This window comes from Pseudomonas sp. BIC9C (assembly GCF_034541995.1).
In the GTDB taxonomy this organism is placed as follows: Bacteria; Pseudomonadota; Gammaproteobacteria; order Pseudomonadales; family Pseudomonadaceae; genus Aquipseudomonas; species Aquipseudomonas fluorescens_CC.
In genome coordinates this window covers 1,798,458-1,814,654 of sequence record NZ_JAWDGM010000001.1, presented here as the reverse complement: position 1 = coordinate 1,814,654, position 16,197 = coordinate 1,798,458, and the positions used below count along the sequence as shown (strand labels likewise).

General features: G+C 54.0%; 17 protein-coding genes. 16 read left to right on the top strand and 1 reads right to left on the bottom strand.

Features of this window, described 5'->3' with window-relative positions; translation table 11 throughout:
- The first annotated feature begins 33 nt into the window (after positions 1–33).
- Genes RS887_RS08455 through RS887_RS08420 form a run of 8 tightly spaced genes read left to right on the top strand, consistent with a single transcriptional unit; the run spans position 34 to position 7,900 of the window.
- On the top strand, positions 34–1,248 hold the full coding sequence (locus RS887_RS08455) for a site-specific integrase (RefSeq protein ID WP_322615041.1): 1,215 nt from the start codon (positions 34–36) through the stop codon (positions 1,246–1,248).
- The gene (locus RS887_RS08450) at positions 1,238–2,758 is read left to right on the top strand and encodes a site-specific integrase (protein ID WP_322615040.1); all 1,521 of its coding nucleotides are present in this window, start codon (positions 1,238–1,240) and stop codon (positions 2,756–2,758) included. Before RS887_RS08455 ends, RS887_RS08450 begins: the two co-directional genes overlap by 11 nt.
- The gene (locus RS887_RS08445) at positions 2,751–3,818 is read left to right on the top strand and encodes a hypothetical protein (protein WP_322615039.1); all 1,068 of its coding nucleotides are present in this window, start codon (positions 2,751–2,753) and stop codon (positions 3,816–3,818) included. Before RS887_RS08450 ends, RS887_RS08445 begins: the two co-directional genes overlap by 8 nt.
- A 23-nt stretch (positions 3,819–3,841) precedes the next feature.
- A complete protein-coding gene (locus RS887_RS08440) occupies positions 3,842–4,756 on the top strand; it encodes a hypothetical protein (RefSeq protein WP_322615038.1) in 915 nt (304 codons plus the stop codon).
- A gap of 3 nt (positions 4,757–4,759) precedes the next feature.
- Positions 4,760–5,173 (top strand): hypothetical protein, encoded by a 414-nt coding sequence (locus RS887_RS08435; RefSeq protein WP_322615037.1) that lies wholly within the window; start codon positions 4,760–4,762, stop codon positions 5,171–5,173.
- On the top strand, positions 5,173–5,613 hold the full coding sequence (locus RS887_RS08430; RefSeq protein WP_169880800.1) for a VPA1267 family protein: 441 nt from the start codon (positions 5,173–5,175) through the stop codon (positions 5,611–5,613). The genes RS887_RS08435 and RS887_RS08430 overlap by 1 nt, the downstream gene beginning before the upstream one ends.
- A complete protein-coding gene (locus RS887_RS08425) occupies positions 5,610–7,535 on the top strand; it encodes an AAA family ATPase (RefSeq protein WP_322615036.1) in 1,926 nt (641 codons plus the stop codon). Before RS887_RS08430 ends, RS887_RS08425 begins: the two co-directional genes overlap by 4 nt.
- Complete coding sequence (locus RS887_RS08420) at positions 7,448–7,900, top strand: ATP-dependent RecD-like DNA helicase (RefSeq protein ID WP_322615035.1); 453 nt, start codon at positions 7,448–7,450, stop codon at positions 7,898–7,900. Before RS887_RS08425 ends, RS887_RS08420 begins: the two co-directional genes overlap by 88 nt.
- Before the next feature lie 57 nt (positions 7,901–7,957).
- On the opposite strand, the gene RS887_RS30535 is transcribed toward RS887_RS08420, so the two are convergent.
- Positions 7,958–8,197 carry a helix-turn-helix domain-containing protein gene (locus tag RS887_RS30535; protein WP_416339954.1) on the bottom strand — a complete coding sequence of 80 codons (240 nt, stop codon included), beginning with the start codon at positions 8,195–8,197 and terminating at the stop codon, positions 7,958–7,960.
- A 523-nt stretch (positions 8,198–8,720) separates the two neighbouring features.
- Here RS887_RS30535 and RS887_RS08415 point away from each other — a divergent pair.
- From RS887_RS08415 to RS887_RS08385, 8 genes are all read left to right on the top strand, one after another.
- Complete coding sequence (locus RS887_RS08415) at positions 8,721–9,062, top strand: hypothetical protein (RefSeq protein WP_322615034.1); 342 nt, start codon at positions 8,721–8,723, stop codon at positions 9,060–9,062.
- Between the two features lie 22 nt (positions 9,063–9,084).
- Positions 9,085–9,489, top strand: a complete 405-nt coding sequence (locus RS887_RS08410) for a DUF6957 family protein (RefSeq protein ID WP_322615033.1) — start codon at positions 9,085–9,087, stop codon at positions 9,487–9,489.
- A gap of 78 nt (positions 9,490–9,567) precedes the next feature.
- Entirely contained in the window at positions 9,568–10,131 is a 564-nt protein-coding gene (locus tag RS887_RS08405) for a hypothetical protein (protein WP_322615032.1), read from the top strand.
- Positions 10,132–10,193: 62 nt separating this feature from the next.
- On the top strand, positions 10,194–10,388 hold the full coding sequence (locus RS887_RS30530) for an antitoxin VbhA family protein (protein WP_416339941.1): 195 nt from the start codon (positions 10,194–10,196) through the stop codon (positions 10,386–10,388).
- Between the two features lie 42 nt (positions 10,389–10,430).
- Complete coding sequence (locus RS887_RS08400; protein WP_322615031.1) at positions 10,431–10,967, top strand: HAD domain-containing protein; 537 nt, start codon at positions 10,431–10,433, stop codon at positions 10,965–10,967.
- A gap of 59 nt (positions 10,968–11,026) precedes the next feature.
- Positions 11,027–11,383 carry a hypothetical protein gene (locus RS887_RS08395; protein WP_322615030.1) on the top strand — a complete coding sequence of 119 codons (357 nt, stop codon included), beginning with the start codon at positions 11,027–11,029 and terminating at the stop codon, positions 11,381–11,383.
- A gap of 1,009 nt (positions 11,384–12,392) precedes the next feature.
- A complete protein-coding gene (locus RS887_RS08390) occupies positions 12,393–13,187 on the top strand; it encodes a Hachiman antiphage defense system protein HamA (protein ID WP_207848959.1) in 795 nt (264 codons plus the stop codon).
- Positions 13,188–13,227: 40 nt separating this feature from the next.
- The gene (locus RS887_RS08385; protein WP_322615029.1) at positions 13,228–16,173 is read left to right on the top strand and encodes a DEAD/DEAH box helicase; all 2,946 of its coding nucleotides are present in this window, start codon (positions 13,228–13,230) and stop codon (positions 16,171–16,173) included.
- Positions 16,174–16,197: the final 24 nt, after the last annotated feature.

The window sequence follows — 16,197 nt, the reverse complement described above, 5'->3', positions numbered from 1 at the left end:
ACCTTGAGTTTACGTAAGGAATTCGAGGTGTGTATGCAATCGATCAGAAGATTTCAGGGTGAGTCGGGGGAGAGGTTTTCGATCCTTGTCGACGATACTGGGATGCCCCTCTACTACCCGGCGCTCTATGTGACAGCCGAGCTGCGCGGTGCCTCCCTCTCGATCAACACGATCAACAGTGTGTTGTCATCGCTCAAGTTGCTGTTCGCCTGGCAGGACTACTACAACCTGGAGTTGGAGTCGCGGTTTAGGCGAAGCGAGCTGCTCCTGCCTCATGAGATCCATTCCCTTCGAGACTTCGCTCAGAAACGGCTGGCGGACACGCGACCGAAGGACGGCAAGGTGGTGTCCATCAAAGGGCGTCGTAAGCGAGTTAGCAGAGACAGCCAGTACAACCGCATGACTGACATTGCATGCTTCGTGGGTTTTCTGGCAGGCAGATTGCACCCCATGACGGAGAGCAGTGCGAGTTCAATTGCGGCCATGGTCGCGCAGATCAAAGCGAACCGTCCTAAGACTCCCGGTAAGACCGAGTCAGACCGGTCGGAGACCCATCTCGATGACACTCTGCTAGACAAGCTTGAAGAGATCCTCACTCCTGGCCATGAAGCCAACCCTGTCATAGACATCGGCATTCAATTCAGGAATGCGCTGTTGTTCGGGCTCCTCCGTATCACTGGGATGCGGCGAGGAGAGGTATTGAATCTCAAGATAGCGGATTTCGACTTTGCTAAAAACACCGTCAAAGTTGTCCGACGTGCGGACTCACCAGATGATCCAAGGACTTATCAACCCTTGGCCAAGACCCGTGAACGCACCTTTCCCCTGATTCAAGAGTTCATGGACAAAATCCGTGATTACATTTCTCGTTATCGCAACAAGGTTCCAGGTGCACGAAAGCATGGTTACCTATTCGTAACTCATAAACCCGGTGATACTTTGGGATGGCCATTATCTAACTCCGGATTTGGGCGCTTCATTGAAACTTTGTCTAGTCTCGCTAACGAATTTTCTGGACTTCACGCCCACTCTCTTCGTCATCATTGGAATTACATTTTCTCTCAGAGTTGCGATGAGAGGGGGACGAGCCCTGAGCGCGAAGAAAAACTCCGCTCATACCTGATGGGATGGAACGAAACCTCAGGTACTGCTCGCACATACAATAAGCGTCATATCAAAGAACAAGCCGGTAAGGCAGTGATTGGTTTGCAAGAGAAGTATTTGAGGAAGTCTTCTAGTGATCGTTAATAATGGTGCTCTGTCGTCTCGCTATCTGCGTACTGATTTTCTGTCAAGGGACGGGTATGAAGTTATCATTTTGTCTGATCATTGGCGCTTGAGTAAAGATATCGCTTTTTATCCAAGTGACATTGATGAGTTGATCGGTAGCGAATTGGGCGTGAGCTTTCGCCAAGTATTGGCAGTGTATGCCGAAACTTGCTCTCCTAACTACGCGAAAAATCTTTTTACATGGTTGAAACCTTATTTGGAGTTCTGTGTAGGTTTCGAACCTTTTAGTTCGGATTCTCTGATTTCATATCGGGCTAGCTTAGGCAAGAACGACTGGATGCTGAGTTCGATTCGAGTTTTCATGCGTACATGGACTGCGCTTGGCTATCCCGGTGTTCCTCCCCAAGCGTTGAGCATGATCGAAAAGTGGAAGATCAAAGGAAACGAAAAAGGATACGCAGTTCAGTCAATGTGTCCTGAGAGCGGCCCGCTTACTGATATTGAAATGGATGGGATTGTTTCAAGTGTGATCGAAGGATTTGCGGAGGGTAGGATAAAGCTCCGGGATACATGCTATGCGATGATCCTGTCCCTGACAGGGCGTAGGCCAATTCAGATTACTGCGCTGAAAATTAAGGATCTGATTAAGCGAGGTCAAAAATATTATGTAAATTTCCCTCGCGCCAAACAGCGGCATGCGGACTGGCGGAGTTCTTTTTCCAAGTTTGAAATTGTGGAGGATCTGTGGGTTCTGCTGCAGTCTCAAGCGGAAGCAGTACGATTGGCCTTCGAGGACGCTTACGGTAAGGCGCTCGAGCGTGATCTCATTCTAGAATTGCCTCTATTCCCTGCCTTGGGCAATTACGACCCCAAGGGGAGTTTGAAAGACCAATTGGACGGTGACTTCCTCCACGCGCGGTCGCAGGAAGTTGCTGAGGTCATGCGGAGTGTCAAAGAAATCATTGGTGTAGTTAGCGAGCGAACCGGGGCCGTTACTCATCTTAATGCATACCGCTTCAGGTATACCCTTGGCACTAACTTGGCCAGGGAGGGGAAGGGTGAATACGTCATTGCGGAGGCTCTCGATCATTCGGATCTTCAGAATGCTGGCGTTTATGTAAAGAACATTCCTGACATAGTTGAGCGGATTGACAAGGCTGTGGCTCTGCAGCTGGCCCCACTGGCTCAGGCGTTCCAAGGTGTCCTTGTGGTGAATGAGTCGAAAGCTCGGCGGGGTGATGACCGTAGCAGCCGGATCTGCAGCGCCGGAGGAAATGTTGGTACCTGTGGCAGCTACGGTTTTTGTGGTGCTCTGGCTCCTATCGCTTGCTACACCTGTTCTCACTTCCAGCCCTGGCTGGATGGGCCTCATGAATTTGTCCTGGAGGAGCTGATTGCTGAGCGTGACGGTGTCCTAGCGAACACAGGTGATCTGAAGATAGCGTCCGTGAATGACCGGCTCATCCTCGCCGTCAGTGATGTAGTTACCCGTTGCAATGCCATGAAGGGCGACTCCGCCGATGAGTAATATTTTTCAGTTCGTTCCCAAGCCTCAGCTGACCAGCCAGCAAAACCTGGAAGAGTTCATCCTCATGTGCCGGGACAGGCTCACAGTTTTTGGCTCCGATCTCGACTGGTACAGTAATTCGTGGCCAGGTGTGGGTAACTTCACAAAGAAAGGGGCATCATCCCGTGGATATACCGAGGATCAGATCCTCAACGCTGGCATCATTCCTTTCGCTAAAGCCTACGTTCGTTACCAGCAGGGGCATAACCCGAACAAACTCAAAAACGAGTTCAAGGCGATCCGTTGCATTGAAGCTGCTTTGCTTGAAATCAAAGGCTCCGCTGACATAACGCTAACCGACATTAGTGTCTTGGATGAGGCCGCGAAAGTAGCGCGCACTTATGATGCCTCGTCATATCAAGCTGGCATCAGCCTGGTGAAGCTAGTCGAATTTTTGAATGAAAGCCGAATCATTCCAGCGCCAATCGCTTGGAAAAATCCCATCAAAAAGCCAAAAGAGATTCATCGTACGGATGATGTTGCCAAGCTGCGGCGCGAGGAAAAAATGCCTCACGACTACATGCTTGAAGCCATGGCTGAGATGTTCAACAACGACCTGCAAGGCGCGCGTGATCGCTTCACTACGTCGATCTTTGCGCTGTGCATGTGTGCACCGTCCAGGATTACAGAAGTTCAGGATCTTCCAGTGAACTGCTTGTATCGGGAGATAGACGCAAAGGGCATCGAGCGCACGGGGCTGAGGTTCTACGCCGGCAAGGGATATGAATCCGACATCAAGTGGATACCCACACCGATGGTGCAAATCGCCGAGGAAGCAGTCCGTCGTCTCAACGAAATGTCTGAGCCAGGCCGCAAGCTAGCGAAGTGGCTTGAAAGCCATCCAGACAAGTTTTACCGCCACGAAGATTGCCCGAATGTAGGGGAGAATCAGCAGCTAACGAATGAGCAAGCATGCAAAGCTTTAGGTGTCTCGGCGAGCGGAAATGCTAGAGACGCCCTCAAAACCGCGTTTCGGGGTACGAGCCATACGGCGAAATATATGCCCGTAAAGGGTTTGTGACGCTGTCATTTCTCAATGACTTTATGCACAGCAAGCTGCCAAAGGGGTGGCCATGGCTCAATAAAGAACGGCACATCAAGTATTCCGAAGCCCTTTGCTGCTTTCGTCAGAATGAACTGAGGGTGGATATGCCGCCTCGACCTATCATTGTCTGGGCTCCAGGGAAGAGTACGTTCACCACTGACATCAACTACATCGATGGCCAAGAGCGCAGCATTTGGGAACGGAATGGCTACAAGAACCCTGACGGTACTCCCATCTCCATGACATCTCACCAAGTTCGCCACTACCTGAATACGCTGGCTCAACGCGGCAGCCTGGGCCAGTTGGACATCGCCAAATGGTCAGGGCGAGCCAACATCCACCAGAACGCTACCTATAACCACATGACAGCTGATGAGCATGTCGAGATGGCCAGGGAGGCGGGAATTGGCGTCGCTCTAACCAAGATCAAAGAGAACACGCCAGTAACATTGGCTGACCTCGATGCCTTGGGTGAGGGGATTGCTCACATCACAATCTTCGGCTTCTGCGTGCATGACTATTCGATGCTGCCGTGCCAGAAGCACCGTGACTGTCTGAATTGCACTGAGCAGGTCTGCGTGAAAGGGGATGACGGCAAGCTCGAACGACTCAAGAACCACCGTGATGGAATTCGTGTTCAGCTTGCAAAGGCGCAGGCTGCCAACGAGGACGGTATCTACGGTGCAGATCGGTGGAGTCAGCATCAGATCAAAACCCTCGAACGAGCTGATCAACTGATCGAAATTCTGGAGTCGAAGGATACTCCCGACGGCACGATCATTCGTTTGAGCAATGATCAGGAATTCAGTCCGCTGAAGCGTGCTATTGCTGCCCGATCAACTACCCCGAGCCTACCTGCACCCGAAAACGACGAGCCGGACATGGACGAGCTCCGTGCACTGATGGGGATGTAAGGTATGGCAAAGCACTTGAGTCCGAAAGACCTGGATATGATTGTCGGCTTGGTTGACGGTTGGGAAGGAAAGCTCTCCTGGGAGGCGCTTTGCGATGCCATTGAGCCGTTGATAGGATCACGGCCTACTCGGCAAACCCTGAATTCACACGAGAAGATTAAGAGCGCTTTTACTCACAAAAAAGCCAGGCTGAAGTCCGGTTTTGTTTCAACCAAACGACCTGCAAGCCTCAGTATCGCTGAGCAGAGAATTCGTCGGCTGGAGGCTGAAAATCACCGACTAGAGCGTGAGAACGAACGGTTGTTGGAGCGGTTCATGCGTTGGCAGTACAACGCCCATAAATTCAACGTGTCGGCGGACAAGCTTGATGCTCCGCTGCCGTTTGTTGACCGTGACTCCTCAGAGGCGAAATCCTGATGGCTAACGGGCAGCAGATTGCTGAACAAAACCACGCTGCTTTTCTTGCCTGGGCAACCTCGAAGTCTGACGGTGACTTCAGAGAATACGTTCACCGGGGCAAGCTGAAGCGTTCCGAAATCGCAACTGAGTGCGGGTTCGGGAAGAGTGCTCTCGTGCAGAATCCGGCCATCCGTTCGGCGCTGGAGAGTCTTGAGGCTGAACTCAGGGTGGCAGGGGTATTGCCTCCCTTGGTGGCTTCTCTGCCATCGGGACAGAAAGTGGAGCCTGCGCTGAGAGACACTGATGCGAAGCAGCGGAGGCAGGACGGTCAGCGACTGAACTCGCTGGAGCAAGAGAACGCCGCGTTGCGCGCTGAGCTCCAAGCCGCCAAGCAAATGCTAGATCGCCACACGCTCATGAGCGAGTTTCTCGAAGAAACCGGAAGGATGCCCAGATGAATGCCATTGCCCCTACGCTGATCAACATCAGTGTACGCATCACCAGCATCCGTTCTGCTAACCGCAAGGGGTGCATCGCATTCGGTCATCGCATGGATGTTGTTCGGGGCATCAATGACCGGTCGAGACCTGTGGTCATCAAGGTGGCGGACGCTATCGCCAAGCTCTCCGACATCGCTGTAGGCGCTATCTTTGAGGTCTATGGCGAAGTCACCACTATCCTGAGGACTCATGGCGCGTTTGCGATCAATGAAATGACTGTTGATGCCCAGGATATTCGTCTTGTTCGCCCGAGCGGCTCTCAAGTAATCCAGTGGTTAGGTGACAACATCAAAGGGGTTGGTGAGGTTAAGGCTACTCGGCTTTGGGATACTCTGGGAGAGCGGCTTTATGAAGTGCTCGATCATGCTGATCACGATGCCATAATGCTGATCATCCCGACTGAAGATGTTCGAGAGGGCATGTTCAAGCGTTGGGCTGAAGACGGAGATGCTAAAACACTCCGCTTCGTTCAGGACAAGCAAATTCCACTAGGCCTAGCCAGGAAAGCAATTCGGTTCCACAAGAAGAACACGATCTCCGCGCTGACCAGTGATCCGTATCGGCTTCTCAGTTTCGAAGGGGTATGGGGGCTGGTGGATGGCATCGCCAGAGATAGCTTTGGCGTGAGCATTGATGATCATCGAAGGATTGCTGCGGCATTGGAGGAGGCTCTGTATCGAGTTTCTGAGAAAGGCCACACATGCAGCTCACTTAGAGATCTTCAGGCCACCGTCGGGCAACTGATCAAACCCCATTCAGCTCCAAGCGCGGCGCTGGCAAAGGCCTTGTTGGCGGGCTCGTCAGCCGGTCAGTTTGTATGCAAGGAGCTCGATCACCTGGGTGTGATGCTATTTGCACCTGGTTCATGGTTGATGGAGCGACGTTGTGCTCAGTTCATCCGAGACCTGATCGTTACCCCGTCGTTGCAGCCACAGCTGTTCGCTGTGGATGTAAGCGAGGTCATCACGCAGTTTGAGGCGGGGGAGAGGGTGCATCTGGGGCTTCCTGCATTTGGTTTGAACCAAGCTCAGAAGCTCGCAGTAGCTACCTCGTTTGCCAAACGCTTCAGCATCATCACTGGCGGTGCCGGAGTAGGAAAAACCACTGTACTCAAGGCTCTGTACAAAGCCCTCGATACGACAGGTCGACCTCGATTCCAAATGGCGCTATCTGGCCGAGCCACCGCTCGTATGATTGAAGCTACGGGTGAGGAAGCGCGGACTATTGCAGGCTTTCTGACGAAGGTGACCGATAAAGAAATGGGGCCAGCGCCAATCATCGTCATTGATGAAGCGTCGATGCTTGATCTTGTCACGTTCTACCGTCTGGTTCAGAAACTACCACCCGAAAGTCAGGTGATCCTGGTTGGCGACCCTTACCAACTACCACCCATTGGAGCCGGACTTATCCTGCACGTGCTGTGCAGCATGCCCGGAGTGCCGACCACTGAACTAACCGAGGTTAAGCGTCAGTCGAAAGAGTCCGCCATACCTTTGGCATCCCGCCAGATTCGCGATGGAATACAGCCGACATTCAGCTCTAACGAGGCAGATGACGTCGTGTTTTTGCCTTGCTCCGATGATCAAATCATTTCGACTGTTATCCGGCTCTATGAGCAAGATTCGGTAAATACACAGATTCTTTCAGCCACCAGATCCTGTGCCTTTGCTGGGGCGAGACGATCAATCGAACGTGCCATATCAAATACGCTGACCACAGCAGCCCGTTACTTGCGGAGAACCCTGAAACAGGTGAGATCGAGGCAACAGGCTTGTGTGTCGGGGATCTGGTTATGTACACCGCAAACGACTGGGTGCGGAACCTGCAAAACGGATCGCTTGGCCAGATTGATGAGGTGTTTGATAAACCGCAATCAGTAGACCTAGGGGATGAGAACAAACCTCGTATCGCCATAGCGCTGGGAATGGCGACCTTTGATGGTGTTCAACATTACATTCTGGACACCGACGTCGATTCAATAGAGCTCGCTTACTCCATCACGGTGCACAAGGCACAGGGGTCACAATTCAAGAGGGTTATCATCCCTGTCCGCAAATCACGCATCCTAGACAGAACATTCGTCTACACCGCAGTCACCAGAGCTCAGGTGCAGGTCATCCTGGTGGGCGACATCGATGCGGTGCGAGACGCTATCAGGTTGCCACCCAAGGCCTTTTCAAGGCAGGTTGGTTTGAAGGCGCTTCTTGAGGCCGAACTTCAAACGAGTGATAGCGAGACTTCGTAAATCCCAACGCGTCGAACGGAAAGCTGAATAACAGCGGCTGAGTAACGGCCTGAGCCGCTAGTTTTGATTTAAATCCCTGCGCCATATTCTGCTGACGGTCGAAGCGGAAACACCTGTCGCTGCAACCGTTTCTTTTTGGGATAGGCCTTCTTCTCTGCATCGCAGAACAGCCCTGTGCTTATCTTCTGGCAGGCTTCGCCCGCTTCGCAGAGATTTGAGGGATCCCCCTTCCAGTTGCTCAGCCGCCCCCTTTAAAAGCCCAAGCTCAGTGAGGCGATCAAGTTCATCAGCGAGCATCCGCAAACGATTCGCATTGGTTAGTTGCATGTCTTGCGCTGATGCGATCACTAAAAGCGCAAGCGGGTCGCACCCGAGCGCCGTTGACAGGGCTCCCAGCTTTTCCAGCGTGGTTCCGCTTTTTGCGTTCTCGAGATCGTGGAGATAGGTCGGATGTATTCTGGAGACCAAGTCCTCTCTCGACGAGCCCGCAATTGAACGGGCTGCGCGGAGGACTGCCGCTAGCGACTGCCTCGTGACCATGACGAACCCTCAAAAGCGAGGATAGAGCCACATTGGTCATTTTCACGCCATCGGATATAGAATATGATGTGAAAACAATGGTGGTGCCACTTTCACGGTGCTCGGCATGGTCTTCGTTGCTGGTCGATTATATTGGCTGAACGATCACCATGAATTGGCTAGCTGAAGGCTGAGTAACGCTTCATAGGGGAGTGTCTTAGGGTGCCGCCAATTTTGCTGTCTTCGGATATTAGGACTGAAAGTGTTTTTAACTAACCGCAGCGAGCTTAGGGGTACCTTTGTGAAGCGCCCCGATGCGTTGCTCTTCTGGGACACAGTCAACCTCAGTCGCTGCAACTTCAGCTTCTTGATCGAGGGCATGGGGTTTGATGAAGACTGCATAGGCCCGATCGCACGACTGGTCAGCGATGTGGAAATCGTCAAGGCAGCTTATAACTGCGACAGCTCGGTGTTCATGCATGTGAACAAAGTCCATCTGATCACCTCACCAATGATGAATGCGCAGACTGGCTACGTGATGGAAGTGTTGGCCGAGATTCGCTTGCAACCTGGTACTGAAGCGCACCCCGTGTATGAGTTCGTCACTGATGCCGGACGAATCTACACGAGTGCACGCTCATGAGGGATAGAGCTCTGGAGGATCCATGGCTGCAACTCTAGATGAAGTCACCCAATTTCTTCATGCCTCAGAGGAAAAGGCTCCCGGTTGGCACGGCACTCAGGACGAACTGAAAAACCTCGCTGAGCAGGCCTTCCCCGGAAAACCGTTCTGCCTGGTGAAGCAATGGATCATCGCCGACTTGCAACTCACCCAGGACGAGCACCAAAAGCTGTCATCCATGGGAATTTTGCCCCTAGTTGTCTATGCACATGAAGTAGTCAGTGACAGCCGGCATCGATTCCCGCCAGGGCATTGGGTGCGCACCAATTTCGGAATATCGCATGACCACCCGTGCATGTTTGAAACCAAAAGCACCGTCTACCTATTGCTTGGTGATGGTGTGAGAAAGCCAGCAGCACTGAGTACCGTTTTCTCGTTTCGCGCGTAACTGACTTAACACTTTCACTCACGCTGCCATTCAGGCAGTGCGATTGGCTACGCCTTTAAAAAATTGCAGGAGCACGTTTTGATTCGATTTGATTGCCGGCAGGTCACTGGAGTGATCGAGAAGCCACGAGTGATTGCCACCGAGCAGGGGACTGTGACCGCGCGCATCGTTATCGATGGGCAGGTGTTGCCGAGCGTTTTGCTGCCAGGAAAGATTTTTGAAGAGATCGAGGCGGGGGAGCGAGTAACTCTCTACGGCATCTTCACAAAGAAAAAAGACAAGACTGAGAACAAAGCCATCATCTACGCAGTAAAGGGCTCGAGCGGCAAGCTTGTCGCGGCGAAGCAGTACCAGATCAAAGTACCGATTCTAATGATTGTTGCAGCGGTACCCTTGATGATTGCGGTGGCCGTTGCTGGTTGCTTCATTTCGCCTTATCCGATCCACCTCGTAACGGGTAGCGTCAACCCTAGTTATCTCGTTCCAGCGACGTTTAAGGCAGCGGCTTGGGAAGGAGTCGCTGCGGGCGTGTTCATGGTTGGATGTGCGATCAACTTTATTCGGAAAAGTAGCCAACCGGAAAGCTGGGCAGTGATCGATGCTGTGACACTTTCACAGCGCTTCAGTAAGGCGTTTAAGTAAGCACTTCATAGCCAGGCTTCCCCTTTGGTGGAGGCTTTGGCTAAGCGAAGGGGAGTTGGCACGTGCAGATCGATGAGCTCGAGCGCGAACGACGTCGCAAAGCAGTGGCGGAGGTGCTTGGCTGTCAGGCACTCGAAGGTGTGAGGCCTTCCTCTACGCAACTGGCTGAGCTGCAGCGATATGTGGATGGCCTAGTCAGTCTTGACGAGCTCCGGACGGAGTTGATTGAGCGCATACGACAGTGCTCTCCAGGGTGAGCAGATAACTTCCAGGAGGGCCGGCTTTGAGAGTTCTTTACCATGTTTGATTGGAACTGCACGACAAGCAGCCGGCTGACGCCGAATGATCGAGTTCTATTTCTCGATTTTGATGGGGTACTACACCCAGACGACGTTTACCGTACCCGGAGTGGGTTGGTGTTGCGTGCACCAGGGCAACTGATGATGCATGCCAAAATCCTGGTAGAGATACTGAAGGAGTTTCCTCGAGTCAAAATCAGCTTATCGACAAGCTGGGTGCGCATCCTCGGTTACCGCCGTGCACGTGCTGCTTTGCCACCCGATTTGCAGGCTCTCACCGTGAGTAGTACATGGCACTCAAGGATGCCCAAGGCCCCGCTTGAGGGCTATGACATGTACAGCCGCTATCAGCAGATTCGTGCGGCAGTAACTAGAGCAGGCCTGACGAGTTGGATTGCCTTGGATGATGATCCTTTTGAAAGCTGGCCAGTTCACGATCGACGGCTGATTCGCACTGATCCTGACCTGGGTCTTAGCTCAGTGCCGACCCAAGAGGAGTTACAGGTCAAGCTGAGAGCATTGATGGAGTCGGAATGAATAGCCCATTCCGATGATCATCGCGGGTGCCTATTGAATCGTTTCGGAGTTGAAGCCGGATGCCAGAAGTAATCGAAATAGAGTTTCACAGCAAAGAACTGAGCGACTTCCAAATGAGACGCTTAGTGAGGGCGAATCTTCGAAAATTCAGCGTGCCGATCACCGCGTTTATCAGTGATGCGACGATTGCTGAGGACACATGCTTAGGTGTCTCGTTCGATCACATTGAGCTTGACGACGTCTATCGCCCTGCAGATGGCGCGATTCTTCGAACAGGAAAAATCCAGAGGACTTGGAAGGAGGGGAGGTTCTGGTTACTTGAAACGCGAGAGGGCAATTACGTCATCTGCAGCTTCATGCGCGATGCCGGGCGGCGAAGTTTTCTTGCGTTGCTTCGCTCAGGCGAACGCCTCTGAATCCCCTGACGCACTAACCTTTAAAGCGGAGAGAACTCAACCATGCTCGAAACGAACGACGCAGGTCGCCTTGTCCGCCACTTAACCAACTTCCAATTACAAAGAATTATTTGCGCCCAACAGTGGCCCTACGATTCACCAATTACTGGATACCTAAGTGACGCGCTATTCGTAGGCAATACGTGCATCGCCATAGTTTTTGATCACGCACGAAAAGGGCCGCGTGAGTGGTTTCAGGATGGGCATATGATTCGAACCTCGCACATCTTATCTGTGCGTAAGGAAGGAAGGTTCTGGGTGTTGACCACCCTGAACAGTTTGTACGTCGTGGCCAGCTTCAAGCGTCAGATGGGTAGGTCGACGTTCAGGCAATTGGACGCCTTTGGACGGCTGAAAGCTTGTGTTGGGTAAGGGCATTATCTTGAATACTAAGCACTGGTGTCGGTCGGCTTCAGGCCGAGCATTTCCGACTTCCATTCTGGAAAGCGCACATGATTGTGATGAAGACCGCATGCCTTTCTGGTCTTCTCGCACCTGATGCGTAATTGCATGGACTTGACCACCCTTTGCATTCGACTTGACCAGTCGTTTGCATCGGACTTCAGCACACTGGGTGTCATTGACCGACAGAAGTCGACCCAATAGACAGTGATGCGAGAAAATCAATCTGTCGCCTTTTCGGCGTCACGCTGCTTCACGATTCCGCTCCCCAAGATGCTCAGTGCTGTCAATGAGATCGGTTCGGAAACGTTCCAAACATGGCGATCCTGAGCCTCACTGGACTGATGTACGCCTCGATCTGTGCTCCCGCGACCTTGGGCCGTTAACTACCTTGAGCGGCATCTTGCGGAGTACGCTGAGCCGGGAAACAACGCGCTATCACCTGACCAGTTGACACCAGCCCCATTTTTTAGCGTACCGTAATGGCCATCCACTACTACTCGGTAACTCGGCGCTAGGGTGACTATGGGGCCGGCTCCCGGGCTTTCTTTTAGGATGACCATCACTCATGGATGATCTCGGTTTCGACTTCGGTAATGCTGTTCAGTGGTTCCCGCAGGAGCAAGAGCAGCCGTACGTGCTGGTCAGGATGACACCCCAGCAGGTGGCCCTTTTAGAGGCCGCGATGGCCGAGCCATTGCGTCGTTGCTACATCACCGATGAGGTGCTTCACGCTGCGGCGGATCGCCATGGACTTACGCTTTCAGACGTGCTGGCGAGCAAGCTTCCGGATGCCGGCGCGACCATGGCTGGAGACTTCGGCGAGGTGCTCGGTTACTTCTATCAGTCCGCCATGGAGTATCCGGGTACCGCCATTGGCCCCAAGAAGTGGCGGCTCAAGCAGGACAGAACCAAACCAGCGCCCAAGTCGGATGTCATTCACTTCATCATGCCCCAACGTCCAGCCGCCAGTGCTGAAGATCAGGTGCTCTGTGCTGAGGTGAAGGTCAAATCCACTGCCGCCTCATCAGACCCAATCGGCTCAGCTATCACAGACTGCGCAAAGGATCGTACCAGCCGGCTCGCGAGTACGCTGGTGTGGTTGCGTGAGCGCGCGATGACTGAGGATCTCGGTGACGTCGACATTCCGCTTCTCACCCGGTTTATCAACGCGGTTGATCATCCGCCCGTTGCCCTACGGTACAGGGCCGTCGCCGTCATCTGTGAGAACTTTGTGACTGCTGAACTCAGCAATGCACCCGCCACGGCCAGCGACGAGTACACGCTCGTGGTGATCTCAGTACCGAATCTGCACACCACCTACAACGCAGCTTTTGAAGCTGCCAGGGCGTCGGTGCTTTGACATGAGGGCCTCTCTCCAGACTTGGATCAATGACGCAGACATGGCCCGGCATCTGGGTCAGTTTTCCGTAGCCGCATTACCCATTGAACTTGCTCGGATCGGGAGTCGTCTTGCCGACTACTACATCTCGCTCGTAGGGGAGCTGTTCGACAGGGTCAACTCCGCGAACACCCCCAGTGACGACTGGGCACAGCTGGGTAACGCCTTCCTTCAGTTTTCGAAAGAGATCCCTGCTGAGCAGGTAGAAGCGCTTGGTATCTCGAAAGACGAAGCAGCGCTGTTCGCCGCTGCAGCGTTTTACTTTGGCGATTTTCCAGCGTCGGCCTGCCTCGCCATGCGGCAGTCGGCTCGGCCCGCTGATCCTGAAAGCCCATGGGCAGCGTGCTACGACTTTCTGGCCCGCCCGAGCAACCTGGGGTCTCAGACTGCCATCGAGGTGCGGGAGCAACTGCGCAACGGCGACCTGCTCGGGCTTGGCCGCAACGTTGAGGCGAGTGCCTCCGAGGCACAAAGCGCGTTGGCGGATGGGCCGGGCACGTGGGTGGCGGCGGCCTTGCTTAGTCGGCTGTTGGCTCGTTTCGAAGCATCGAACATCCGGGCCGTCCTGCCAGAGGGCGGTAATGCGTTCTGGACGCCTCTAATCAATTCCTTCATTGATCGCAAACCATCGACCTGGGAATTTTTCCCCTCCCAGATACAGGCTATCGGTAGGGGGCTGCTCGGCAACGCCGAGAGCTATTCCTTGCAGATGCCAACGGGAGCTGGCAAAACCACGCTCTGCGAAACGTTGCTGTACTGGCACCTGAAGCGCAATCCCACTCAGGTCGCGATCATGATCGTGCCTTACCGGTCGCTGGCCTCGGAGCTCCGCCACTCTCTGGTGCGTCAGCTCAACGGCTTGGGTATCGCGGCACGCTGCGCATATGGCGGGACAATTCCGTCGGGAGACGAGGTACATGGTCTTGATCACATCAACGCGCTTATCGCGACCCCTGAGTCGCTGTCCGGAATCCTCAGTGCTGACCCAGCGTTCGCCCAACGGATATCACTGGTCATTTGCGATGAAGGGCATTTGCTCGACAGCTCCGGCAGGGGTATTGGTCTGGAGCTGTTACTCGCGCGGATGAAGGCCCGCCAGGTCAATCCGATCCGCTTCGTGTTCATGTCTGCCATCATCCCGAACATTGAGGAAATCAATGCGTGGCTTGGCGGCAGCGAGGACACCGTCATCCGTAGCAGCTACCGACCGGCGATCGCCGAATTTTCCGTCCTTCGATCCGCTGGTAGCGGAGTGGGTAGGTCTGTTCGCCTGGACATGCATCCCCATGCTCAGCAACGGCAATACTCGATCCATGGCTTCCTGGATCGAAACACTTTCCAGTACGTGAACCCCGGTACAGGGCGCACGAAGACTTATGGCTTTTCGTCAACCAAGACCCTGGCAGTTGCCGCTGCCCGGAAGGTTTTGCCGATGGGAACCACGGCGATATTCGCCGCAAACAAGCGTGGCGATCAGGGTGCGATCGGTTTGGCGGAAGAGCTCATCAAGCAGTTGGAGTGCCCATTACCGTTACCCAAGCCCATTGATCATGCGGATCTTGAAGCGCTGCGTACGCGCGTCGACTACCTCGAAGTTGAATTTGGTGCCGGTTGGATAGGCGCGAGGTCGCTGAGCAATGGGGCTGTGCTGCACCACGGTGACATCCCCCAGGAGACACGAGAGGTTTTGGAGGGGCTCCTGCGCGATCGGCGAGTCCAGCTGGTCATCTGTACCAGCACGCTCGCAGAAGGAGTGAACTTGCCGATCCGCTCGCTTGTGCTGTATTCGGTGCAGCGCCGTGTTGGTAGCGGGCGACCTGAGAACATGCTCGCCCGCGACATCAAGAACCTGGTCGGTCGAGCCGGTCGTGCCGGCGCCAATACCAAGGGGCTGGTGATCTGTGCGAATCCCGATCAGTGGTGGTTGGTGCTTCCCGTCGCTACTGCCGGGGCTGGGGAGCCTGTCAGGGGCTCGCTGCGTACCTTGATTGGAGAGCTTGAGGTGTTCCTGAGCACCCACCGTATCGCGCTCGACAATCAGTTCCTGGAGAGCCAGCCTTACAGTCATCCGCTTATTGATGGAGTGGATGCAACGCTCATTGAGCTGATCGCGGAAGAGATCGGGGACGCTGAGTTTCTAAGGGTGGCTATCGACCTGTCCGACCATACGTTTGCTGCCCACCAGCTGCCTGCCGGCTCTGCCGTTACGCTGCGGAGGGTCTTTGAGTTGCGCGCTCAGCGTCTGATTTCGCTCAGGGCCCAAGGCAAGATCGCTTGGCTTCAGGATACTGGAGCCAAGGTGCGTCTTCTGGAGTTCGTTGAACAGGTTCTATTGGCGAGCAGGGCGGACTGGGCGAGCCCTGTCGATCCTGCATCAGACGACCTTCTTTCAGCGATTCTGGGTTGGGCCTGGCAGGATACAGAGCTCCAATCAGACGTGCGCGTGGCATTCAGGCTGGACAATGGTCAGGATCTTGAAACCGTCAGACCCACGTTCTTCGGGATTATCCGGCAGTGGATAAGTGGTGCAACGTTCGCCGAGATCGCCCAATCAGCGCGGATGGAAGTCGACGAGATCCTGGGGGTTCACGCGCGTGCCGTCACGTATTCATTGCAAACACTGGTCGAGCAGGGTGTCTCCCTTCTTGCTCGACTTTTGCTCGAACGTGGCATTGCGGTGAACGAGGGTGTACTGGCATTCGTCGAGCATCTGAAATTTGGCGCACCCTCGGTTTTTGGCGTTCTGCTGGCTAATGGTGGGGTGCGGCATCGTAAGGCGTACGTTGCACTGGGTAATGCGATACAAGCCCTAACCCCTCCTGTCCAACCTGTGAATGCCAAGGCAGTGGCGCTACGGTCACTCGAAAATTATCCAGATGTTTGGCGTGACGCGCTGGGCGAGCTCGTCTACTCCAACACCCTGAAGGATGTCGGTAGTGTGGGGTAACGTTGATTGTTGCTATCGCTCATT